Origin of the sequence: Jezberella montanilacus (assembly GCF_003003055.1) — a bacterium.
In the GTDB taxonomy this organism is placed as follows: Bacteria; Pseudomonadota; Gammaproteobacteria; order Burkholderiales; family Burkholderiaceae_B; genus Zwartia; species Zwartia montanilacus.
Genome location: NZ_PVTV01000011.1, coordinates 197622 through 219149, shown reverse-complemented (window position 1 = coordinate 219149; position 21528 = coordinate 197622). Strand labels below are relative to the sequence as shown.

The following is a 21528-nucleotide window of genomic DNA, read 5'->3' as shown; positions in this document are numbered from 1 at the left end:
CTGCTGAGGCTACTTAGCCAAGCTTACACTGAGCGCTCAAGTATCGAGCGAACACGAACAAGATCTTCTTCCGTGTCAACACCAGCGAATGGTCGGGTTGACAGGATTTTGACAGCTATCTGGTAGCCATTTTCGAGCGCCCTGAGTTGCTCTAGAGACTCGATGGTTTCAAGGATACCCGGACTCAGTGTCGGAAATCGGCTCAGAAAACCACAGCGATAAGCGTACAGACCAATGTGGTGCAGAGCAGGCAAATCGGGAGCCAGCACCTTAGCGCCGTTGGCAAGGACATCACGATGCCAGGGAATAGGTGCGCGCGAAAAATAGAGAGCCTGCTGCTTCGCGTCACAAACAACTTTGACAACGTTAGGGTTAAACAGTGCCTCTGCATCTTGAATGGGCGCGGCGCAGGTCGCGATGTGGGCGTTGGGGTGATCGGCCAGACATTGCGCCACTGCATTGATCATGGCGGGTTCGATCAGGGGTTCATCGCCCTGCACGTTCACAACGATATCGTGGTCGCCTAAACCTAAGCTCTCTGCCGCTTGCGCCAGCCTGTCTGTGCCAGTCAGGTGTGTTGTCGAGGTTAGCAGCGCCGTGATGTCAAACTTCGCTGCCGCTGCAACAATATCGGGATGGTCAGTTGCAATGACGACTTGTCCCGCGTTGGACAACAGCGCACGCTGTGCCACCCTGACGACCATCGGCACGCCGGCCAGATCCGCCAACATTTTGCCCGGTAGTCTGGTCGAGGCATGTCGAGCGGGGATAATGACGCTGAACGGACTGATCATTTCAGTTTGCTTCAGTCTCGCTTAGTTCGACCGTATCGTCGAGCTTTTTAGCCTCGTTTTCGAGCATGATGGGAATCCCGTCACGTATTGGATAGGCCAATCGATCCGCTTTGCAAATAAGCTGCCCCAAAGCCCGATTCAGTTTAAGGCGACCTTTGCAAAGCGGGCAAACAAGAATGTCAAACAAGCGAGTATCCATAAAGGCTATTGTAATCCCAAGCTTTTTTTGTTGCGCTGAATTTGGGTCAATCTGCTATCCAACCAAGCGGCGAACGTTGGATCCCCGAAGCGGGTGTCTACCTCGACCGACCAGAGACGTTGATCAAGCTGCGGATCGCATTTGATTGCATCTTTGGCGGTGATGAGAATAACTGAACAGTCGATTGAGGCTAAAAACCGGTAGTCAAGCGCACGGTGGTCGGTGAGGGCGGACGTGGCCACGAGCCTCACGCCAAGTTGCCGGAGTCCCTGGAAAAACTGTTCTGGTTCACCAATTGCGGCAGCAGCGCAGATGCTGTTCTGCCCGTGTTGAGCCAAAAATGCTTCGAGCGTGAGTCGTTCTTGTGAGGCTAAATGGCGTATCCCCACGATGTCCTGATACATCGCTAGCTGGCGGTGAGTCAGTGCACTGCCGGGTATCTGGCCAGCGACCCCCGAGGCGTTACCTCGGTAGTTGGTGATCACGACGTCGGCAACAGCCAAGCGGTGAACGCCTTCTCGCAAAGGCCCAGCCGGTTGAACCCACCCATTGCCAACCCCCCGGTGGTCTTGCACAATGATTTCCAGATCCCGGGCAAGTGCCAGGTGCTGCAGGCCATCATCACAAATCACGACGTCGATATTGGGATGCACAGCGAGCAGCTTGGTTGCGGCAGTTTCACGCTTGTGAAAAACGCAAACAGGGACCTGAGTCAGCCGAGCGATCAAGGCGGGCTCGTCTCCAAAAATGTCTGAACTGAGGTCACCGACACCGCATTGAGGCTCGCGCGAGGGACGCGCTGCGTAACCGCGACTGATTACACCGGGACGCCACCCTTTGGCTTGCAATAGTTTGATCAGTCCAATCGTTGCTGGTGTTTTACCCGTACCGCCTGCGTACAGGTTGCCGATCACCACAACGGGTAACGAGCTTTTGAACCTCGGGGCGTGAACATGTGTGTAATACCAACGCCTGACTGAGAGCAGCACCTCAACGAGCCAGGCCAGTGGGACCAAAATACGGGAAATAGCGTTACGAGTGAGCCAAAGTCGGTGCACCAATTGGTGAGTTGAAGCAGTAAAACTACTGGACTTCAATCGTGCGCCTGCGTCGCGAAATTGACATGTCCAATTCCTGCACGTTTGGCCGCTTGCATTGCTGTCACAACATACTGATGAGGTGTCATCGCGTCTGCGTAAATGACCAGTGTGGCGTCTTCTGGCTTAGGATTCGCTACTTTTAAGGCAGCTGCTATCTCTTCTAACAGACCACCGGCAAGGAGTTCGCCCCCCAACGCGTACTGACCGCTTTGGTTGATGGCGAGAATGAGTTCGGTAGGCGCTTTTTCAGTAGTATTTGCTTTGGGCAAAGCGACTTTGAGTGCGACCTGTGGCGTGAAGGTGGTCGTTGCGGCCAAAAAAATTAGCATGACCAGCAAAATATCAATGAGCGGGATCAGATTAATGTCCGGTCCGTCCGTGTCGTGCTCTGACGAAAATCGCATCGCTTTAGCCTCGCGATCCGCTCGAGAGGGCATCGTTGAGCTGACGAGAGGCTTGCTCCATCAAAATCAGCAGGTTCGCCACTCTCGATTTGAAGTACCGATGCGCCATCATCGCCGGAACTGCAATCACTATCCCAAAGCCTGTGTTGTACAAGGCAGTCGAGATACCTCGTGCCAATTGTGTTGGATCCGTTCCGTCCGGACGATAGGATCCAAATATTTCAATCATGCCGACGACTGTACCAAACAGCCCCATAAGAGGCGCGATGCTGGCTATCAAACTCAGCAATGGCAGATAGCGGTTGAGGTAATGAGCCTGCTCGCGACCAGCATCTTCAATAGCCAGTCGGCGCTGCGCGGGGGGTAGGTCACTTCTTTTGTAGGTTTCAACCAAGATTGCCCCGAGCGGGGAGGCGGCAGCAATTTTTGCGAGGGCAGCGGAATGATCATGACTAGAGCGCAAGGACTGCAACAGGGTGGCTGCCAGTCCTGTCGGAACGACCCGCTGGGTGCGTAAGCTCAGGAACCTCTCGATGCTGATCGCGACCATCGCGACCGATAGAATGATCAAAAACCAAATTGGCCAACCTGCCTGTGAAACAATTGACTGCAAAGCGAACCTCGACGTGTTGAAATGGCACTTAGCCGACCGCTATCGTAAGGGCGGGAGCACCAATCTGGCAAGTGTTGTTCTTGATCAAAGATTATCCACAGAACCTGTGGATAATTCTGTGCGTATCCCCCGCAAACGTGGATCTTTGTGGCTCTTGCTGAGGTTGATCAAAAAATACGCAATCAACTGCTATTTTTAAATTTGTTATATATATCAATTACTTGTATTTTTATGACGATAAGTATTTGGAAATTTGCAAAAAAATATCAAGTAGCTTAATGACTTACCGTCATTTGGCAAGCTCTGTGGACACATTTAGCTCTGGAACGCTTATGACAATTGGAAGTCAAGTAAACGGACGTGATTTAACGCCGGAAATTATGACAGTTTCAAGACTAAATAAAGTAGTGCGAGAAATTCTTGAGACTGACTTCGATAACGTGTGGGTTTCTGGCGAAATTTCGAATTTCACGCCCGCAGCTTCTGGACATTGGTATTTCACACTAAAGGATAACTTGGCATCTGTTAGGGCCGTGATGTTTCGAACTAGAGCTATCGCGACCGGTTTCATGCCACGAGCGGGTGATGCTGTTGAAGTCAGGTGCCGACCCACCTTGTATGAGGCGAAGGGCGAGTTCCAATTGCAGGTCGAACAAATGCGCAAAGCAGGCCAGGGCGGTCTCTTTGAGGCGTTTTTGGCGTTGAAAGATCGGTTACAAAAGGAAGGGCTGTTTGATCCCGAGAACAAGCGCCCATTGCTGGGGCGTCCGCGCGCCATCGGGATTATTACTTCGTTGTCTGCTGCTGCGCTGCAAGATGTGTTGACCGCTCTTAAGCGAAGAGCTCCCCACATACCCTTGATTATCTATCCGGCCTTGGTTCAAGGCAGCGACGCACCGCTGCAATTGCGTCAGGCTCTGGCAGCTGCGTGTGAGCGATCCGAGGTCGATACCCTTTTAATTGTCAGAGGAGGCGGTAGTATCGAGGATTTATGGGCTTTTAACGACGAGGCGCTGGCGCGAGATATTGCCTCTAGTGTGATACCAGTGGTTACGGGTGTCGGGCACGAGACTGATTTCACGATTGCTGATTTTGTTGCTGACTTGCGAGCCCCCACACCGACTGCCGCGGCTGAGCTCGTCTGTGAAACCCGTGATGAGCTCTTGACACGAGTTGGAGAGGCAAGTCGAGCTATCTCTAGGACTCATCAGCGCCTGACGGAGCGCTATTGGCAACGGCTTGATCGGGCAGGTGCGACGCTGGTTTCGCCGGCGCAAAGACTGCAACTTCAATCTGAGCGAATCAAGTCGTTGATGCAGCGCCTGATTTCTGCGGTGCAGAAAAACCAGTACTCGGTAAGGGTTCGTGTTGACACGGCAAGGCGTGCCTTGATCTATGCTCGACCCAGTGTCTCGGCCAAAACGCTTCAGGTTGAGCGAGCGCTTGAAACGCTCAAATCAGCGAGCCAGCAACAATTAACGACGAGGCGGGCTCGGCTAGAGGCTGCTCATGCTCAAATCCGGGCGCTAAGCCCTGACCATACGCTAGCGCGTGGTTATGCGATTGTCTTCGATCAAAGTGGTGGCGTTGTTCGTTCGACAACCTCCATTTCATCAGGTCAGCAATTATCTGTCTTGGTGGGTGATGGTGGCTTTGAAGTCAAGGTTTCAACTTGAACACAAACGCTATTCGTCCGATACAATAGACTTCCTTAAATGCCTTTTGTTTTGTCTTAAACCTCTTTAGGATTTTGCTGCGATGGCTCACACGCTCCCCCCCCTCCCTTATGCGATGGATGCACTTGCACCCACGATTTCAAAAGAAACACTCGAGTTTCACTATGGTAAGCATCATCAAACCTATGTGACTAACCTGAATAATCTGATTCCTGGTACAGAATTTGAATCAGCCTCTCTTGAAGAAATCGTCAAAAAATCTTCTGGTGGTGTGTTCAACAACGCAGCCCAGATCTGGAATCACACCTTTTACTGGAACAGCCTATCACCAAATGGTGGTGGTGAACCAACAGGCAAACTGGCTGATGGCATCACTGCGAAATGGGGCTCGGTTGCCGCGTTCAAAGAGGCTTTTAATAAGTCTGCCGCTGGCAATTTCGGTTCTGGTTGGACTTGGTTGGTCAAGAAAGCAGACGGTTCGCTTGATATTGTCAACACGAGCAATGCCGGCACACCACTGACCACCACTGACGTTGCTTTGCTGACCTGTGATGTCTGGGAGCACGCCTATTACATCGATTACCGCAATGCACGCCCTAAGTACCTCGAAAGCTTCTGGTCTTTGGCTAACTGGTCGTTTGCCGCTCAAAATCTCGCTTAATTACTTCATCTGAAGTATTCAGGCGAGCAGTTGTCGGTTTCGACGCTGAGTCCGTAGAAAAAGTGTGCAAAATTGGCCCGGTCTTACCGGGCCTTTTTTTTTAATGAAAAATTTAAAGCCCGCCTATTGATTTGCCCGCTGAGACACCGTGCTTGGCAAACCAGCCTTCCTCCATTTCAAGCGTGTACAGCACGGGTTCGGTTGAACAATGTGAGGTTTCAGTCATCGGTGCCATTTCTGCAATGTTGGTAATGACACCATTTGCTTTAATGAAAGCAATAGATAGCGCAATTTTTGTGTTTTTCATCCAGAAGCATTGCACGTTGGCTTGCTCGAAGACGAATACCATGCCGTGATTTGGTTCTAGCGAATCTCGAAACATCAAGCCTTTGGTTCGCGCCGCATCGGTGGCAGCGATCTCGGCAGTGATCACATGCATGCCTGCAGTGAGGCGTTTGACCGGCAATGTTTGTGCCGAAGCCGACTGTGTTTCAGTAAGCAGCAGCGTCAGACACAAGGCAAGCGCACTCAGTTGAGCCAAACTACCAAGTTTGGTCAATTTCCTTTCAAAAAACATAACAACCTCGCTCGAAGGGGGATACACCCCCTTAGTTTAAGCGGCTGTTATGTTTGTTGCTTGCTTACCTTTAGGGCCCTGTGTGATTTCGAACAGGACTTTCTGGCCTTCTTTGAGCGTTTTGAAACCGTTCATCTGGATCGCTGAAAAGTGTGCGAACAAGTCCTCGCCGCCATTATCGGGTGTAACAAAGCCGAAACCTTTCGCGTCGTTGAACCATTTAACGGTGCCGCTTTCTTTGACCCCTGAACCTGAACCTGTATCTGCATCTGACATACCGACTGCCTCTTTGCGTTTTGTATAAACTACATACTTGAGTTGTTACAGCCCCTCACTCATTCAGACGGACAAGTAAAGCTTAGTCTTGTTATCAAAATCTTGTTTCTATCTGAACGAGTAAGATGCATCTGTGCTGATTTATTAAGCCTTACCAAAATTTAAGTCTCTGGTACGACTACTAAATAGACAGATAAACCGTTTGTAACAAAAAATCAGAATTTTGTGATCTCTCGCGAGTAATGGATTGCCCTTATATCAAACATGGCTACAAGAATTGATCTGCCTCCCGATTTAGTTGTAGAGAAGCAAACTACCCGCACGGCGCCACCGCCGATGTATTACGTGTTACTGCTCAATGACGATTACACGCCAATGGAGTTTGTGGTGCATATTTTGCAGAAATTTTTTGCAAAAAATGAAGAACAGGCCACACTCATTATGTTGCAGGTTCACCACGAAGGAAAAGGCGTCTGTGGTATCTACCCAGAAGACATCGCTGCGACAAGAATTAGTCAAGTTTCTCAATACGCTAGAGCTCGGCAACATCCCCTGCAATGTGTAATGGAACGAGCCGATCCGACGTAAATTTTTTTAAAACATTACAAATTGTGTGTGCAAGTCTCATTTTATTGCTCGAAAGGCATAGAATGAAATCGTGAAAGCAATTATGACGAGAAGGACGGAGGAAACATGATTTCCCAAGAGCTTGAAGTGAGCCTGCATATGGCGTTTGTAGAGGCCCGCTCTGCTCGGCATGAATTTATTACGGTTGAGCATCTGTTGCTTGCCCTGCTTGATAATGCCGCTGCGATTGAAGTCTTGAAAGCTTGTTCCTGTAACTTGGACGACGTGCGTCAGAACTTACGCAAGTTTGTGACTGACAATACACCCGTCATCCCGTCAGGTGCCGAAGTCGACACCCAGCCGACGCTGGGCTTTCAGCGAGTGATTCAGCGCGCGATCATGCATGTTTCAGCGGGTGGTGCATCGAAAAAACCTGTTACTGGCGCCAATGTGCTGGTAGCCATTTTTGGTGAAAAAGATTCGCACGCTGTTTATTACCTGCAGCAGCAAGGTATATCGCGTTTGGACGTGGTGAACTATATTTCCCACGGGATCAGTAAACAAGCCGCTGCTGAATCAGCTCCGTCCTCTAAAGATCCTCAGTCAATAGGCGAGGAGGCTACCGATGTCAAACAATCACCACTTGATCAGTACGCTCAGGATCTTAATGCTGCCGCTATTGCTGGTCGAATTGATCCCTTGATCGGTCGTGAGCACGAAGTTGAGCGAGTGATCCAGATTCTGTGCCGTCGTCGCAAAAATAACCCTCTGCTCGTTGGCGAGGCGGGTGTGGGGAAGACCGCAATCGCAGAAGGTTTAGCGTACCGCATTACCCAGCACGAAGTGCCCGAAATTTTGCAAGATGCTCAGGTGTTTTCGCTGGATATGGGCTCGTTGCTGGCCGGCACTAAATATCGCGGTGACTTTGAGCAACGTTTGAAAGCCGTCTTGAAGCAGCTAAAAAATAATCCAAATGCTATTTTGTTTATCGATGAAATCCACACCTTGATCGGAGCAGGCTCTGCCTCGGGTGGCACGCTTGATGCCTCGAACTTGCTAAAACCCGCTCTCTCCTCAGGACAGTTGCGTTGCATTGGTGCGACAACTTACACCGAGTTTCGAGGGGTATTCGAAAAAGATGCAGCGCTCTCGCGTCGCTTCCAGAAGATCGATGTCGCTGAGCCAAGTGTTGAACAGACGATACAGATATTGCGAGGCCTAAAGGGGCGCTTTGAGAGCCATCACGGCGTGAAATACTCTTCGGCTGCCTTGACAGCAGCTGCTGAATTGTCCGCGAGACATATCAATGACCGTCATTTGCCCGACAAGGCCATAGATGTCATTGACGAAGCGGGTGCCGCTCAGCGCTTATTACCAAAATCCAAGCAGAAAAAAGTAATAGGAAAAGTCGAAATCGAAGGAATTATCTCCAAGATTGCCCGCATCCCACCTCAGACTGTCTCTAGTGACGACCGCAGCAAGCTCGCCACCCTCGACCGGGATTTGCGCACAGTGGTATTTGGCCAGGATGTGGCCATTGAGGCACTCTCGGCCGCTATCAAAATGGCGAGATCCGGTTTGGGCCGACCTGAAAAACCAATTGGCGCATTTCTTTTATCAGGGCCGACTGGAGTAGGTAAAACAGAGGTTGCAAAACAGCTGGCTTTTACGCTCGGCATTGAATTGTTGCGCTTCGACATGTCAGAGTACATGGAGCGTCACACCGTCTCGCGCCTGATTGGTGCCCCGCCAGGATACGTTGGGTTTGATCAAGGCGGCTTACTGACTGAAGCTATCCACAAGCAACCGCACTGCGTGTTGTTGCTCGACGAAATAGAAAAAGCGCATCCAGAGGTATTTAATATCCTGCTCCAAGTCATGGATCATGGCACGCTTACGGATAACAACGGACGTAAATCAGATTTTAGAAATGTCATCCTCATCATGACAACGAATGCTGGTGCAGAGGCAATGAGTAAACCAAATATCGGTTTCTCAAATACGCGAGTTGCTGGCGATGAAATGGCGGATATCAAGCGGCTGTTTTCGCCAGAGTTTCGTAACCGGCTCGACTCTATCGTGCACTTCGCACCTTTGTCAAAAGAGGTCATTCTGCGCGTCGTAGACAAGTTCTTAATGCAACTCGAAGATCAGCTGCACGACAAACGTGTTGAGGTGACATTCACTGATGCATTACGACAGCATCTCGCCAAGACTGGTTTTGATCCATTGATGGGCGCACGGCCCATGCAGCGACTGATACAAGATACGATCAGAAGAGCGTTGGCGGATGAGCTGCTTTTTGGTCAACTCGTCGATGGCGGTATTGTCACAATTGATGCAGACGACGATGGTAAAGTGCAACTCTCTTTCGGAGAAGCGCCCGGTAAGGCGTCAAAAACTCCAACTGGTTCTGATCAGGAAACAGAGTTGGTTCATTAAAGTTAAAGGCGTTTAATGGCGTTTCATCTACACTGCCATGGTTGCGGTGCCCGCTATGAACGTAAAAAGCTTCGATCAGACGAATGGGCTCGTTGCTCCCGTTGCGGAACAGTTCTTGAGACCTATTCAGTGTTGCGACCTGACTCCTGGTTGGCACTCTGCCTATCAGCACTGATCGGGTTGATTTTCGCCAACGCTTTTCCTTTGGCAATTCTAGACTTCCAGGGGCTCGAACAAAGCGCGGGCTTTCTGGATGCGATTCGAATTACGTGGTCAGCCGGGTACGAACCCGTCGCAGTCATGACTTTTGCGGTTGGCTTCTTTTTTCCTTTGTTGCATCTGTTGATCTTGCTATGGATTTTCATTCCTTTGGCAGTCATGAAGATCCCGGGGCACATAGAATTGGCGTTACTGGCGGTCGATCATTTACGGCGTTGGTGTATGGTCCCCGTTTTACTGACCGGGATTCTTGTCTCGGCTTTTAAAATGGCGGATTTCGCCTCGTTGAGTCTACAGCCCGGGTTGCATTCACTCATTTTTTCAACGCTCCTGCTGACTGCCATCGGTACCCTGGACAGTCACAAAATTTCATTGATGATTTTGGATCTCGGCCTGCCGTTGGGCGAGCAAAAAGCAGTCAAGCCCCCCTCTCCGGCGATGGTTTCACGAACTTGGGCATTACTTTGCGCAGCTGCCGTGATGTACATCCCGGCGAACTTGCTTCCAATCATGAGCACAAGTGGTGTGACGGGTGACTCTTCTCACACCATCATGGGCGGTATCATCGAGCTGTGTGAAATGGGTTCATGGGACGTTGCAGCGGTCGTATTTATTGCCAGCATGGTCGTGCCAATATTCAAACTTGTAGCGCTGGCGCTGCTGGTGTGGCAGACTCAACAGGGGCACGTGAATCAGTTGGAGCAACGCACTCGCTTGTATGTCTTCGTTGAAATTATCGGACAGTGGTCCATGCTTGATGTGTTTGTCGTTCTGCTGATGAGCGCTCTCGTGCAATTTGGCTCGTTGATGAGCATTCAACCTTCAGCTGGCGCCGCCGCTTTCGGTGCAGTTGTTGTTTTGACGATGCTCGCAGCGATGGGATTTGACCCGAGGCTGGCGTGGCGCCGGGCAGGGCATAAAGGCTTTTTAAAACAGTGAGGACCGGCATGCCGGATATGCATAGCAATTCTGAAAAAGGGCTTCCTAAGCCCGCAATTTCTCGTAGATCAAAACGTAATCTCGCTTGGATATGGCTCGTGCCAATTGTTGCCTTGCTAATTGGTATTTCCATCGTCTGGAGCTCTTACAACAAACGAGGACCAACGATCACCATTAAATTTGGTGCTGCAACAGGACTCGAAGTGGGTAAAACCCACGTGCGGTTTCGCGATGTCAATATTGGTATTGTTAAGCAAATCCAATTGACGGGTGAACGAGATTCAGTGCTGGTTGTCGTTGAGTTGCAAAAGTGGGCACAGGGCTTTGCTCAAGAAGGAACCAAATTCTGGGTGGTCAGACCTCGATTCGGTGTTGGTGGTATTTCAGGCTTGAACACCTTGTTGAGTGGGTCTTACATTGCAGCAGACGCCGTCTCTCCGATGACTGAGATGCCCAGCGTCAATAGCTTTGTTGGTTTGGAGATTCCGCCACCTATTTTTAACGATCAGCCTGGCACTTTATTTTCCATCAAGACGAAGGATCTAGGCTCCTTGGAGCCGGGTTCTCCCGTTTACTACAAGCGGATTCAAGTCGGGTTGGTTACTGATTATTCGCTTGATAGCTCTGGCGATGCAGTTCTAGTCAAAGTGTTTGTGAATGCACCTTACGACAAATTTGTCACCACCAGAACGCGCTTCTGGAACGCAAGCGGCGTAGACGTGACAGTCGGCATGCAAGGCGTAGAGGTCACAACTGAATCTCTTATGTCTATTCTGGCGGGCGGACTGGCGTTTGAGAATTTCGGTGCAATTGAGGGAGCACCAGCTGATAAAAACGTTCCATTCAAACTTTATTCTGGCATCAAAGAGGCGAGAAGTTTGCCTGAGGGGCTTGTTTTCCCAATTGTGATGCGCTTTTCACAATCAACGAGAGGTCTTGAAAAAGGCGCCCCAATCGACTTCAGAGGTGTCGATTTAGGTAAAGTCGAAGATGTTCAGATTGAATTTGATAAAGCCACCTCGTCGTTCACAACCGTCGTAACCGCTAATCTGTACTTTGAACGTATGGGTAAAGAGTATGAACGCATGCTTGAGCAGAAAAGTACCGTCGAGGATGTGACAAAAACCATGTCCGGGCTTGTGAGTGCGGGTATGCGAGGGCAGTTGCGGGTGGGTAATATCCTGTCAGGGCAACTCTACATCACGCTTGCCATGTTTCCCGATGTGAAAAAACTGAATGTTAAACCCGCGTTGCCCTTCGCGATGCCGACCCGGCCTTCTGACAGCATTGAAGAGTTGCAGTCGCAGGTTGGCAGCATAGTTGCCAAACTAGACAAAATTCCTTACGAAGAGATTGGTGCTAACTTAAATCTCGCTCTCAAGCAGTTCAATAAATTGACGAGTAACGTGGACATGAGTGTGACGCCCGAACTGACCCGGACGCTAAAGACTTTAACCAAAGTGCTTGAAAACTTTGATGGCCTCACCGCACCAGGCAGCGAGCTACCCCAAAACATGACCATCATGCTTGAGGAATTAACGAGAGGTTTGCATTCGATTCGAAACCTTACTGACTCGTTACAAACGCAACCTGAATCGCTTATTCGTGGTCGCAATACCAAAATCTACTCGCGTGAAACGCTTGGAGCACCGAACCGATGAAACACGCTTTGAAAATCTTATGTTTGACGGGTCTGCTTGTCCTTGCGGGTTGTGCTTCGACACCATCCAACTATTACACCTTGGTGCCTTTGAGCATAGATGAGCCGATGACTTTGACCTCGAACAATGTGGGTCCTTACGTTTTGGGTGAGGTTGCAGTCCCCGCAGATATCGATCAAACATCGCTCGTTGTTCAGGACAGCGATGGCCGTTTGCTGATGCTTGAGTATGATCGTTGGGTAGCACCTGTGTCTGCACAATTGCAAAATGCGCTGTCAAAGAGTTTGACGCAAAAGCTGGGTTTCCCACCCGTCCATAATTTGAACGTGGCGATAAATGACAAACGCAACACGCGTATCCGAGTTGCGGTGCACTCGTTTGACTTGCTCGCAGGGCGTTACGCTGAATTATCGGCTGCGTGGCAAATAAGCTTTGCAGGAACTGACAAAACGATAAGTTGTTTTGCTCAGTTGCGAGAACCGGTTAATCCTGGGGTATCGGAATTGGTTGCTGCGCAGAAAAAAAATGTCAATAAATTGGCTGACTTGATTTCAACAGTTGTGAAGGCCAAATCCGCCACCCACTCTCCGGTTTGTCAGGCGATGTAGGCTGCTTTTGCGGGTTAAGCGCTACCAGTACTACCAAAGCCACCGGTACCGCGCTCAGAGCTTGTGAAGTCGTCGACCAGATTGAACTGTACTTGCAGGATCGGCACAATAACTAGCTGTGCCAAGCGCTCTAAGGGTTGTAAGGTGTAGGTTGTCTGGCTACGATTCCAGGCAGACACCATCAATGGCCCTTGATAGTCCGAATCAATCAAACCCACAAGATTGCCGAGAACGATGCCGTGTTTGTGGCCAAGCCCAGAGCGCGGCAAAATGACTGCAGCATATCCTGGATCGGCAATATGAATAGCCAGTCCCGTTGGTATCAAATGCGTAACCCCTGGCTCAATGGTCAACGGTTCGTCGAGACAAGCTCTTAAATCAAGGCCTGCCGACCCTTTCGTCGCGTAAGCGGGTAATTGGTCTCGCATGCGTGCATCAAGTACTTTTACGTCGATCGTTTTCATCGTATGTATCGTCTGTTGCAATGAACGTTGTTGGTTGAGAATTTTCTGCGGTCGCGTTGAATATTAGCGCGACCGAGTCAAGTTAAGTAACAGTGCATCCCCAGCCTCGGCAGCCAAATAGCCGGGTGCTAACAACACGGGGACCCAAATGACAGCCGAGAGAATGTTAGCCATTTGAAAGCGCCAGTGAGCCATGCCTAACGCGCCAGCTACAGTGGGAATCGTGCAGCGAATCGGCCCCATAAAGCGCCCAGCGACAATTGAGATAAATCCATAGCGCAAGAAAAACAATCGGGCTTGCGCGACCTTTCGTCGGTGTCTTTTGAGTGGCTTGATCCTCAGTAAGGGCGTACCCCACCAGCGACCAATCCAATACGATAAAGCATCGCCTGAAATTGCACCAGCTAATCCAGCTAACAGGACGGGAGCCAGTGGTAAGGCCCCGCTACCCAGGAGTCCGCCGCAGATTAGCAAGAGCGTTGTTCCTGGGATGAGTATCCCCAGCAAAAGCACAGATTCAGCAAATGTGGCTAAGAAAATAATCCAGATTGCCCAGTCGTGATGATCTTGAATCAGAAGGACTGCTTGGTGTGTCAGCGTATCCATCACGTCAGTAGCTCACTTGACGAAGTGGCTCATCAAGGAGTCGGGAGGCGATCTGCAATTGCCTGCACAATCAGTTCTGCCACCTGAGCTTTATTGCCCGACGGCAAAGCGTGTTCGCCTTGCTCATCAAAAATTGCAACGGTCGTGTGATCGGTGTCCATGACTTCATGTGCAAGATTGCCAATCAGCATGGGTATGTTTTTACGAACTCGTTTTTCATGAGCATATTGCGATAGGTTTTCCGTTTCTGCCGCAAACCCAACACACCAGGGGCCTTGCGGAAGCGCTGCAACCGTGGCGAGAATGTCGGGATTGGCAGCAAACTCAAGTAGAGGCGCGTCGCTGGCTTGCTCAGTTTTTTTAATTTTGTTTGTTTGTGCATTGACGACATGCCAATCGGCCACAGCTGCCACGCTGATGAATACATCGCTATGCTTGGCAACTAGCATGACTTGATCAAACATCTGCTGAGCAGTCTGTACCTGAACACGGTTTACTCCGTAAGGGCAGGGCAGTGCAGTCGGACCAGAGATCAAACTTACTTCTGCGCCAGCCTGTTTGGCTGCCAGCGCGATTGCATAGCCTGTCTTGCCAGATGACCGATTGGTCAACACGCGCACTGGATCGATCGGTTCAGAGGTTGGACCTGCGGTAATGAGTACGCGTTTACCAAGTAAGCTTTTTGGCGTAAAAAAAGACAAAATCTCAGCCAGTAACTGATCTGATTCAAGCATTCTTCCGTCACCCGTTTCACCGCAAGCCTGAGCGCCTGAGCCAGGTCCGAGTATGAACACGCCATCCTCGCGTAACTGTTTTACATTTCTCTGGGTCGCCTGTGCTGCCCACATCTCGCGATTCATTGCGGGGGCGATCAGAAGCGGACAATTGCGAGCGATGCAGAGCGTCGAAAGCAAATCGTCAGCAAACCCATGTGCTAATTTGGCTATAAAGTCTGTCGAGGTGGGTGCAATGATGATGGCATCCGCGCCCCGACTCAAGTCAATGTGCGCCATATTGTTCGGGATGCGGGCATCCCATACGCTGGTAAAAACAGGTCTGCCAGAGAGCGCTTGCATTGTTAGTGGCGTAATGAATTGCGTGGCTGCCTCGGTCATCACTACATCAACCGTTGCGCCACGCTCAACCAAGCGTCTCACGAAATCCGCACTCTTGTAGCAGGCAATGCCACCCGTCAAACCGAGCACTATCCGTTTATTTTGCAGATTTTGCATAAAAGCCTCGCAGGATTTCATCGAGTACCAGGAGAATTGCGCCGCAGCTAATCGCAATATCCGCCACATTAAAGGCGGGGTAATACCAGTCCCGCCAATAGAACAGTAGGAAATCTATCACATGGCCATGCAGGATGCGATCAATGACGTTGCCGACCGCACCAGCAAGAATGAGCGCGAGTGACAGCATGAAGCGCTTTTGGTGCCCATGCCGCTTCATGAGCCAGATAATAACGACCGCTGCAAGGATGCCAATCGAGATGAATAACCATTTTTGCCAACCACCAGAATCAGCCAGAAAGCTCCATGCCGCCCCCTCGTTGTATAGCAGGGTGAGGTCGAAGATCGTCAACACGTTGATTCGTTCACCGAACCTCAGCAAGCTTTGAATATAGGACTTCGATAACTGGTCAAGCAGAATCAATCCGCCCGATAGCGCCAGCCAGCCAGTCAAGCCAGCGCTCCCTCATCGAGATTATCAACACAGCGCTTGCAAATGGTGGGTCTTGAAGGATCGACCCCAACATCAGGGGTTAGATGCCAGCAGCGTTCGCATTTAGTATGAGTGCTGGCCGAGACGTTGATCTGCAGCTCACCTGATCCACTTGCCACCGTTGCGCGCGAGACGATCAAAATGAATTTCAAGGAATCGGCAACACTCAGGAGTAAATCAAGATCGTCGCCGGTAGCCGAAATATCAACCTCGCCTTGCAGAGACGAACCGATCCCGCCGGCTGTGCGCAAGTCTTCCAGTTTGCGGGTAACTTGTGCTCGAATTTCTCGCAGACGCGCCCAGCGACTTTGGAGTGAAGTCGCGTTGTCGATGTCCGGTAAGGCATGATACGTATGGGTAAAAATCGTGACGCTAGCTTGAGCCGGCTGATTTTTTAACGTTGTCTGACCGAGAATGCCCCAAGCTTCTTCAGCGGTAAACGATAAGATCGGCGCCATCAATTTAAGCAGCGTTTGCGTGATGTGTAGTAGGGCGGTCTGAGCTGATCGGCGGGCGACACTCTTGGGTGCTGAGGTGTACAAGCGATCTTTCAGTACATCCAGATAAAAAGCGCCAAGATCCTCAGAGCAAAAAGTCTGTAATCGCGCCATGGCTGGATGAAAATCGTAAGCATCGTAATGAGCCAGAAGATCTGCCTGCATCGTCGCAGTCATGCTGATGGCATAACGATCGATGTCCAAGAGCTTCTCTACACTGACGAGATCGGTTGATGCGTCGAAATCCGACAGGTTAGCCATCAGAAAACGAAGCGTGTTTCTAATACGGCGATAACCCTCAACGACTCTTTTTAAAATCTCATCTGAGATGGTCAACTCGCCAGAGTAATCGGTGCTCGCGACCCAAAGGCGCAAAATTTCTGCGCCAAGGCTATCGGATACTTTTTGTGGCGCGATCACATTACCAACGGACTTGCTCATCTTGCGACCTTGGCCGTCTACAACAAAGCCGTGAGTCAACAAGCTTTTGTAAGGTGCTCGCCCGTTAAGCATGCAACCGGTTAGCAGTGATGAGTGAAACCAGCCACGATGCTGGTCTGAGCCTTCTAAATACAGATCAGCAGGCCAACTGAGGCTCTTGCCATGTGAGCCACTGCTGCCATTGCCGGGACCACCTAAAACGGTTGCATGAGTACTGCCAGAGTCGAACCAGACGTCGAGTGTGTCACGATTTTTCTCATACAAAGCGGCCTCACTACCCAGCAGTTCTGCTGGGTCGAGCGCCTGCCAGGCTTCAATGCCGCCGAGTTCAACGCGCTTTGCGACTTCTTCAAGTAATCTGGGTGTCTCAGGGTGTAATGCACCCGTTTCGCGGTGGATAAAAAACGCCATTGGCACGCCCCATTGCCGTTGTCTGGACAGCGTCCAGTCAGGTCGATTGGCAATCATGGCGTGAAGTCTGGCGCGGCCCCACGCCGGATAGAAAGCAGTCGCCTCGATTGCATCGAGTGCCGTTTCTCGCAGCGTATGACCACCATCTTTGGGCGTCACATCCATACCGGCGAACCATTGGCTGGTCGCGCGATAGATGATTGGCGTCTTGTGGCGCCAGCAGTGCATGTAACTATGGCGATGCGGCTCTTGTTTGATCAAGGTGCCGGCTTGCTGAAGGGCTTCGACGATTTTAGGGTTGGCGTCCCAGATGCTCAAGCCACCGAATCCTGCCAGCGTTGACGCATACTTGCCATCACCCATCACAGGGCTAATCATGTCGCTATCTTTCACGCCGTGCGCTTTGCATGACAAGAAATCCTCAATACCGTAGGCGGGCGCAGAGTGAACGACACCCGTGCCTGTCTCCAGGGTGACATAGTCCCCAAGATAAATCGGTGACAAGCGATCGTAGGCTGAATCAAAGCCAGCAAGCGGATGGTGAAAGTTGATTAAGGATAGGGCCTGTCCTTTGCAAGTTGCAATGACTTCACCTTCAAATCCCCACTCTTTCAAACAAGTATCAACACGATCTTTTGCGAGCAACAATAATTCACCCGTTGGCAATGCGGTACTGAGCTTGACCAGCGAATAGTCAAAGTCGGGGTGAATATTGATGGCCTGGTTAGACGGGATCGTCCAGGGTGTGGTGGTCCAAATAACCAGAGCACCGGTGCCGACCTCAGGCAACCCAAATGCCTGGGCAAGCGCGGCACGATCGGCAAACGGGAAGGCGATATGCACGGCCGGATCTGTGCGGTCCGCATACTCAACCTCTGCTTCAGCTAAGGCAGAACCGCAATCAAAACACCAGTTGACTGGTTTCAAACCGCGGAAAACATAACCTTTTTCTAGAATACGACCTAGCGCGCGAATTTCATCAGCTTCGTTGCCAAAAGCCATGGTCATATAGGGGTGATCCCAGTCGCCGATCACGCCAAGACGGGCAAAATCTTTTTTCTGTCGGCTGATCTGCTCTAGCGCATAGGCGCGAGCTTTTGCTTGGACCTCAGCGACGGGTAAGTGCTTGCCGAACTTTTTTTCAATCTGAATTTCAATCGGCATACCATGGCAATCCCAGCCCGGTACATAGTTGGCATCAAAGCCAGCCATGTTGCGACTTTTGACAATAATGTCTTTCAGAATCTTGTTGACTGCGTGGCCAATATGAATATCACCGTTAGCATAGGGTGGCCCATCGTGCAGGACAAACTTCGGTCTGTCTTTACTCGCTTCACGTATCGCCTGATACACGCCTTTTTCTCGCCATTGTTCGACCCAGGCAGGCTCGCGTTTTGCGAGGTCACCGCGCATAGGGAAAGGGGTATCAGTCAGATTGAGGGTGTTTTTATAGTCCATGAAGCGCAAAATAGGCACGCGCATGCTGCCTGTCGGCATTCATGGCGGCGGTCAAGGTTGTTAAATCGGGAAACTTCTCTTCATCCCGAACATGTTGCAGGAATTCCACCCTGACAAGTTTACCGTATGCGTCTATTTGGGCATCGAGCACATGAGTTTCAAGCAGAATCTGTCCGTTATCCAGCACCGTGGGTCGAACACCAAGGCTTGCGATGCCTGGCAGCGGTTTGTCGCCTAGCCCGTGCACGGCAACCACATAAATGCCAGACCGGGCAGCGCAACGATCTGTCACTCGCATATTCATGGTTGGAAATCCGAGCGTTCTACCTAGTTTTTGCCCGTGAATGACGTGTCCTGTTAGCGCAAAATGGCGGCCAAGCAGGGCTCTGGCTCGAATCAAATCGCCAAGCGCGAGCGCTGCTCTGACCTCTGAGCTTGAAATTCTATGACCTCTGCCATCAACAATATCTGCATGGGTCTGCACGGAGACACCACGCGCTGCGCCGACTTGACGCAAGAGGGCAATATCGCCAGCCCGTTTAGATCCGAAACGAAAATCTTCACCAACCAGCAGCCACCTGACATTCAGCTTAGCAATGAGCAAGTCTTCGATAAATGCCAAGGCAGACATTTCTGCGAGGTGCCGGTTAAAGCGCGCGACCCAGACCCGGTCAATGCCGCAACCCAGAATAGTTTGCACTTTGTCGCGCAAGCCGGTGATGTGGGTGGGCGTTAGTTCAGGACGTCTTGCTATTTCTGCAAAATATTCGCGCGGATGCGGTGAAAAAGTCAGGACGGCAGACTGCAGCTGCTCTGCTGTCGCAGCTTCGCGTAAGCGTTGCAGCATACTTTGATGACCTAGATGAACGCCATCAAAGTTGCCGATGGATAGGGCAGTTTGTTGCTGAGCATGACCTTGACGCGGCATCCGCGGGATGGCGAGCAGGGTGGTCGAAATCGCAGGGGAGATTTGGGGGTTAGAGGTTTCCACACCTGACAGTTTACAATCTCAAGCTGATTTGTCTTGAGATCTATATGTCTGTTGGAGTTCGCCGTCGCTTTGTGGTGCTGATTTCGGGTCAGGGTACTAACATGCAGGCGATCGTCAATCATTGCTGCAGTGAGTCCCTGTGTGCCGACGTGGTAGCCGTTGTGTCGAGCCGGATGAACGCCCCGGGGATCGATTGGGCTGTTAGTCAGGGGATCCCGACAGAGATCGTTGTTTCGGCGGATTATTCATCTCGCGAGTCGTTTGACGAGGCTTTGGCAGCCAGTATCGATAAATTTGCACCTGATTATGTCTTGCTTGCAGGGTTCATGCGTGTACTGACGCCGGGTTTTGTTAAGCATTATCAGGGTCGGCTCATTAATATTCACCCGTCGCTATTGCCGGCCTTCCCCGGGTTGCATACGCATCAGCAGGCTTTGGTACGCGGGGTAAGGGTTCATGGCTGCACAGTACATTTTGTAACAGCATTACTAGATCACGGGCCAATTATCGCTCAAGGCGTCGTAGCGGTTGCTGATTCTGATACGCCTCAATCCTTGGCTGCAAAAGTGCTCGCTGTCGAGCACTATGTGTACGGTCAGGTTGCTGAGTGGTTGTCAAAAGGCTTAGTCAGTTTGACTGAAGATCAGCGAGTGAATGTTAGTGGTGTGGCGCAACGGATTTTTTTTGGTGGTCATCATGAGTAGTTCAAGTTTTAAAGATTTTAAAGCCCGCCCAACTGGCAGATCGGCGAGTCGCTCGGTCGAGCGCTCCGCTGACAGTGCGCCTGCCAAGCCCTATGTCAGGTTGCCTTTGATGGCCGTTCGTATTGAACAAGTCAGGCAGGTACTGGATGAAGTCCTGACATGGCAGTTTGCTGCCGATTCGGTCGTCTCGCATTGGTTCAGAGCACATCCTGGTCTCGGGATAAGAGATCGGGCGGACGTCGCAGAGGCTGTTTATGATGTCCTGCGTCATTTAAGGCGTTACCGGCAGCTGGGTGAAAGTGGCGTGGGGCCAGCGGTTCGTCGCCTGGCTATCCAGGGCTTGGCTGCAACGAAAGTCCGACAGAATATCTATGAAGTGCTTGATCCAGGCGAGCAGGCATGGCTGGATCGAATCGATCAGATTGATCCTGTCTCCTTGCCCTTGGCTGTCAGAGAAAGCCTGCCAGACTGGTTGTTTGAGCGGATCAAGGCTTTTGATGATTTACCTTCGCTTGTGCACGCACTGAATCAGCCCGCATCGCTTGATATTCGTGTCAATCCGATGAAAGCCGACCGCGACGACATGCTTGCCGATTTAACGAAGGGCAATGCCGTTCGACATTCGCCTGTTGCGACGCCTTATTCACCTTGGGGGATACGTCTTGCAGGTCGTCCGTCGATGAACAAATGGCATCAGTTTGAGCATGGGTTGATTGAGGTGCAGGATGAAGGCAGTCAGTTACTGGCTTTATTAGTTGGCCCCAAGCGCGGTGAAATGGTGATCGATTTCTGCGCTGGCGCTGGCGGCAAAACCTTGTTGTTGGGTGCTCTGATGCGATCGACTGGTCGCTTATACGCCTTCGATGTTTCGGCGACTCGACTCGCCAAGGCCAAGCCCCGCTTCGCTCGTAGCGGCTTGTCAAATATTGTGCCGGTGGTCATCGACCATGAAAATGATAGTCGGGTCCGTCGCCTTGCTGGTAAAGCACACAGAGTGCTGGTTGATGCGCCATGCAGCGGTATGGGCACGCTTAGACGTAATCCCGATCTGAAATGGCGTCAGTCTGCTCAGAGTTTGCAAGAGTTAATGGCCTTGCAAACTAAAATATTGGCGAGTGCTGCCCGTTGCGTGGCTCCGGGTGGACGACTGGTGTATGCCACTTGCAGCATTCTGACCGAAGAAAACGAAGCGCAAGTAGAGGGCTTTTTGTCGACTCATCCAGACTTTGAATTAGTCGATGCGGCACCCATTATGGCTGCCAGAGCCGATTTGCACATTCAGGGGCCTTATTTGAAGCTTCGTCCTGATGTGCACGGCACCGATGGTTTTTTTGCCGCTATTCTCGAAAGAAAAAAGCTCTCAATCGAAGATGTGAGTGAAATGCCAGAAATTGTTGCTCAAATAACGACAGATGATTGATTTTAGGGTAAATGTCTTGAAATAAATCTGCCCGGACATGCTTAAATCAGCTAAAATTATGTCCAACACAGTTTA

The 21528-nt window shown here is 50.9% G+C and carries 22 protein-coding genes; 9 read left to right on the top strand and 13 right to left on the bottom strand.

Annotated elements, in window-relative coordinates:
* Positions 1–23: 23 nt before the first annotated feature.
* From kdsB to BCM14_RS02650, 5 genes are read right to left on the bottom strand one after another with little or no spacing between them, the layout of a single operon-like run.
* The gene (gene kdsB / locus BCM14_RS02670) at positions 24–794 is read right to left on the bottom strand and encodes a 3-deoxy-manno-octulosonate cytidylyltransferase (protein WP_106226452.1); all 771 of its coding nucleotides are present in this window, start codon (positions 792–794) and stop codon (positions 24–26) included.
* 1 nt (position 795) lies between these two features.
* Positions 796–993, bottom strand: coding sequence for a Trm112 family protein (locus tag BCM14_RS02665; RefSeq protein ID WP_106226451.1), 198 nt, complete (start codon positions 991–993; stop codon positions 796–798).
* A 5-nt stretch (positions 994–998) separates the two neighbouring features.
* Complete coding sequence (gene lpxK / locus BCM14_RS02660; RefSeq protein ID WP_106226450.1) at positions 999–2090, bottom strand: tetraacyldisaccharide 4'-kinase; 1092 nt, start codon at positions 2088–2090, stop codon at positions 999–1001.
* A complete protein-coding gene (locus tag BCM14_RS02655; protein WP_106227003.1) occupies positions 2087–2497 on the bottom strand; it encodes an ExbD/TolR family protein in 411 nt (136 codons plus the stop codon). The genes lpxK and BCM14_RS02655 overlap by 4 nt, the downstream gene beginning before the upstream one ends.
* A 4-nt stretch (positions 2498–2501) precedes the next feature.
* Complete coding sequence (locus BCM14_RS02650) at positions 2502–3110, bottom strand: MotA/TolQ/ExbB proton channel family protein (RefSeq protein ID WP_106226449.1); 609 nt, start codon at positions 3108–3110, stop codon at positions 2502–2504.
* Positions 3111–3442: 332 nt separating this feature from the next.
* On the opposite strand from BCM14_RS02650, the gene xseA reads away from it, so the two are divergent.
* Together xseA and sodB are read left to right on the top strand one after the other, a co-directional pair.
* Positions 3443–4786, top strand: coding sequence for an exodeoxyribonuclease VII large subunit (gene xseA, locus BCM14_RS02640; protein WP_259673384.1), 1344 nt, complete (start codon positions 3443–3445; stop codon positions 4784–4786).
* An 82-nt stretch (positions 4787–4868) separates the two neighbouring features.
* Positions 4869–5447 (top strand): superoxide dismutase [Fe], encoded by a 579-nt coding sequence (gene sodB / locus BCM14_RS02635; protein WP_106226447.1) that lies wholly within the window; start codon positions 4869–4871, stop codon positions 5445–5447.
* Positions 5448–5559: 112 nt separating this feature from the next.
* Here sodB and BCM14_RS02630 read toward each other — a convergent pair whose 3' ends face one another.
* Both BCM14_RS02630 and BCM14_RS02625 read right to left on the bottom strand, forming a co-directional pair.
* On the bottom strand, positions 5560–6024 hold the full coding sequence (locus BCM14_RS02630; RefSeq protein WP_106226446.1) for a DUF192 domain-containing protein: 465 nt from the start codon (positions 6022–6024) through the stop codon (positions 5560–5562).
* Positions 6025–6060: 36 nt separating this feature from the next.
* Positions 6061–6300, bottom strand: coding sequence for a cold-shock protein (locus BCM14_RS02625; protein WP_106226445.1), 240 nt, complete (start codon positions 6298–6300; stop codon positions 6061–6063).
* Between the two features lie 264 nt (positions 6301–6564).
* Here BCM14_RS02625 and clpS point away from each other — a divergent pair, with 264 nt between their 5' ends.
* The 5 genes from clpS to BCM14_RS02600 all read left to right on the top strand — a co-directional run bounded on the left by clpS (position 6565) and on the right by BCM14_RS02600 (position 12736).
* Positions 6565–6888, top strand: coding sequence for an ATP-dependent Clp protease adapter ClpS (clpS, locus tag BCM14_RS02620; protein WP_106226444.1), 324 nt, complete (start codon positions 6565–6567; stop codon positions 6886–6888).
* 105 nt (positions 6889–6993) lie between these two features.
* The gene (clpA, locus tag BCM14_RS02615; protein ID WP_106226443.1) at positions 6994–9309 is read left to right on the top strand and encodes an ATP-dependent Clp protease ATP-binding subunit ClpA; all 2316 of its coding nucleotides are present in this window, start codon (positions 6994–6996) and stop codon (positions 9307–9309) included.
* Positions 9310–9324: 15 nt separating this feature from the next.
* Positions 9325–10467, top strand: a complete 1143-nt coding sequence (locus BCM14_RS02610; protein WP_106226442.1) for a paraquat-inducible protein A — start codon at positions 9325–9327, stop codon at positions 10465–10467.
* A gap of 98 nt (positions 10468–10565) precedes the next feature.
* Positions 10566–12128: a PqiB family protein gene (locus BCM14_RS02605; RefSeq protein ID WP_259673383.1), complete on the top strand. Its 1563-nt coding sequence runs from the start codon at positions 10566–10568 to the stop codon at positions 12126–12128.
* Positions 12125–12736 carry a PqiC family protein gene (locus tag BCM14_RS02600; RefSeq protein WP_106226440.1) on the top strand — a complete coding sequence of 204 codons (612 nt, stop codon included), beginning with the start codon at positions 12125–12127 and terminating at the stop codon, positions 12734–12736. The genes BCM14_RS02605 and BCM14_RS02600 overlap by 4 nt, the downstream gene beginning before the upstream one ends.
* A 14-nt stretch (positions 12737–12750) precedes the next feature.
* On the opposite strand, the gene dut is transcribed toward BCM14_RS02600, so the two are convergent.
* The 6 genes from dut to BCM14_RS02570 form a co-directional block, all read right to left on the bottom strand.
* The gene (gene dut, locus BCM14_RS02595; RefSeq protein ID WP_106226439.1) at positions 12751–13200 is read right to left on the bottom strand and encodes a dUTP diphosphatase; all 450 of its coding nucleotides are present in this window, start codon (positions 13198–13200) and stop codon (positions 12751–12753) included.
* A gap of 63 nt (positions 13201–13263) precedes the next feature.
* Positions 13264–13806 carry a DedA family protein gene (locus BCM14_RS02590; RefSeq protein ID WP_106226438.1) on the bottom strand — a complete coding sequence of 181 codons (543 nt, stop codon included), beginning with the start codon at positions 13804–13806 and terminating at the stop codon, positions 13264–13266.
* 32 nt (positions 13807–13838) lie between these two features.
* Entirely contained in the window at positions 13839–15038 is a 1200-nt protein-coding gene (gene coaBC, locus BCM14_RS02585) for a bifunctional phosphopantothenoylcysteine decarboxylase/phosphopantothenate--cysteine ligase CoaBC (RefSeq protein WP_106226437.1), read from the bottom strand.
* Positions 15019–15492, bottom strand: coding sequence for a signal peptidase II (gene lspA / locus BCM14_RS02580; protein ID WP_106226436.1), 474 nt, complete (start codon positions 15490–15492; stop codon positions 15019–15021). Before lspA ends, coaBC begins: the two co-directional genes overlap by 20 nt.
* Positions 15489–18338, bottom strand: a complete 2850-nt coding sequence (gene ileS / locus BCM14_RS02575) for an isoleucine--tRNA ligase (protein ID WP_106226435.1) — start codon at positions 18336–18338, stop codon at positions 15489–15491. The genes lspA and ileS overlap by 4 nt, the downstream gene beginning before the upstream one ends.
* Entirely contained in the window at positions 18328–19266 is a 939-nt protein-coding gene (locus BCM14_RS02570; protein ID WP_106226434.1) for a bifunctional riboflavin kinase/FAD synthetase, read from the bottom strand. Before BCM14_RS02570 ends, ileS begins: the two co-directional genes overlap by 11 nt.
* A 107-nt stretch (positions 19267–19373) precedes the next feature.
* On the opposite strand from BCM14_RS02570, the gene purN reads away from it, so the two are divergent.
* Positions 19374–20033, top strand: coding sequence for a phosphoribosylglycinamide formyltransferase (gene purN / locus BCM14_RS02565; protein WP_106226433.1), 660 nt, complete (start codon positions 19374–19376; stop codon positions 20031–20033).
* Positions 20034–20142: 109 nt separating this feature from the next.
* Positions 20143–21453 carry an RsmB/NOP family class I SAM-dependent RNA methyltransferase gene (locus BCM14_RS02560; protein ID WP_375318463.1) on the top strand — a complete coding sequence of 437 codons (1311 nt, stop codon included), beginning with the start codon at positions 20143–20145 and terminating at the stop codon, positions 21451–21453.
* Positions 21454–21528 lie beyond the last annotated feature (75 nt).

What these genes read in the sequence shown, in the direction of transcription:
- BCM14_RS02655 (WP_106227003.1), bottom strand. Translation starts at nt 2,497, where the DNA reads ATGCGATTTTCGTCAGAGCACGACACGGACGGACCGGACATTAATCTG.
- BCM14_RS02600 (WP_106226440.1), top strand. Translation starts at nt 12,125, where the DNA reads ATGAAACACGCTTTGAAAATCTTATGTTTGACGGGTCTGCTTGTCCTT.
- BCM14_RS02560 (WP_375318463.1), top strand. Translation starts at nt 20,143, where the DNA reads ATGGCCGTTCGTATTGAACAAGTCAGGCAGGTACTGGATGAAGTCCTG.
- clpS (WP_106226444.1), top strand. Translation starts at nt 6,565, where the DNA reads ATGGCTACAAGAATTGATCTGCCTCCCGATTTAGTTGTAGAGAAGCAA.
- BCM14_RS02630 (WP_106226446.1), bottom strand. Translation starts at nt 6,024, where the DNA reads ATGTTTTTTGAAAGGAAATTGACCAAACTTGGTAGTTTGGCTCAACTG.
- dut (WP_106226439.1), bottom strand. Translation starts at nt 13,200, where the DNA reads ATGAAAACGATCGACGTAAAAGTACTTGATGCACGCATGCGAGACCAA.
- coaBC (WP_106226437.1), bottom strand. Translation starts at nt 15,038, where the DNA reads ATGCAAAATCTGCAAAATAAACGGATAGTGCTCGGTTTGACGGGTGGC.
- ileS (WP_106226435.1), bottom strand. Translation starts at nt 18,338, where the DNA reads ATGGACTATAAAAACACCCTCAATCTGACTGATACCCCTTTCCCTATG.
- BCM14_RS02590 (WP_106226438.1), bottom strand. Translation starts at nt 13,806, where the DNA reads ATGGATACGCTGACACACCAAGCAGTCCTTCTGATTCAAGATCATCAC.
- xseA (WP_259673384.1), top strand. Translation starts at nt 3,443, where the DNA reads ATGACAATTGGAAGTCAAGTAAACGGACGTGATTTAACGCCGGAAATT.
- clpA (WP_106226443.1), top strand. Translation starts at nt 6,994, where the DNA reads ATGATTTCCCAAGAGCTTGAAGTGAGCCTGCATATGGCGTTTGTAGAG.
- purN (WP_106226433.1), top strand. Translation starts at nt 19,374, where the DNA reads ATGTCTGTTGGAGTTCGCCGTCGCTTTGTGGTGCTGATTTCGGGTCAG.
- kdsB (WP_106226452.1), bottom strand. Translation starts at nt 794, where the DNA reads ATGATCAGTCCGTTCAGCGTCATTATCCCCGCTCGACATGCCTCGACC.
- sodB (WP_106226447.1), top strand. Translation starts at nt 4,869, where the DNA reads ATGGCTCACACGCTCCCCCCCCTCCCTTATGCGATGGATGCACTTGCA.
- BCM14_RS02570 (WP_106226434.1), bottom strand. Translation starts at nt 19,266, where the DNA reads ATGCCGCGTCAAGGTCATGCTCAGCAACAAACTGCCCTATCCATCGGC.
- BCM14_RS02665 (WP_106226451.1), bottom strand. Translation starts at nt 993, where the DNA reads ATGGATACTCGCTTGTTTGACATTCTTGTTTGCCCGCTTTGCAAAGGT.
- BCM14_RS02625 (WP_106226445.1), bottom strand. Translation starts at nt 6,300, where the DNA reads ATGTCAGATGCAGATACAGGTTCAGGTTCAGGGGTCAAAGAAAGCGGC.
- BCM14_RS02610 (WP_106226442.1), top strand. Translation starts at nt 9,325, where the DNA reads ATGGCGTTTCATCTACACTGCCATGGTTGCGGTGCCCGCTATGAACGT.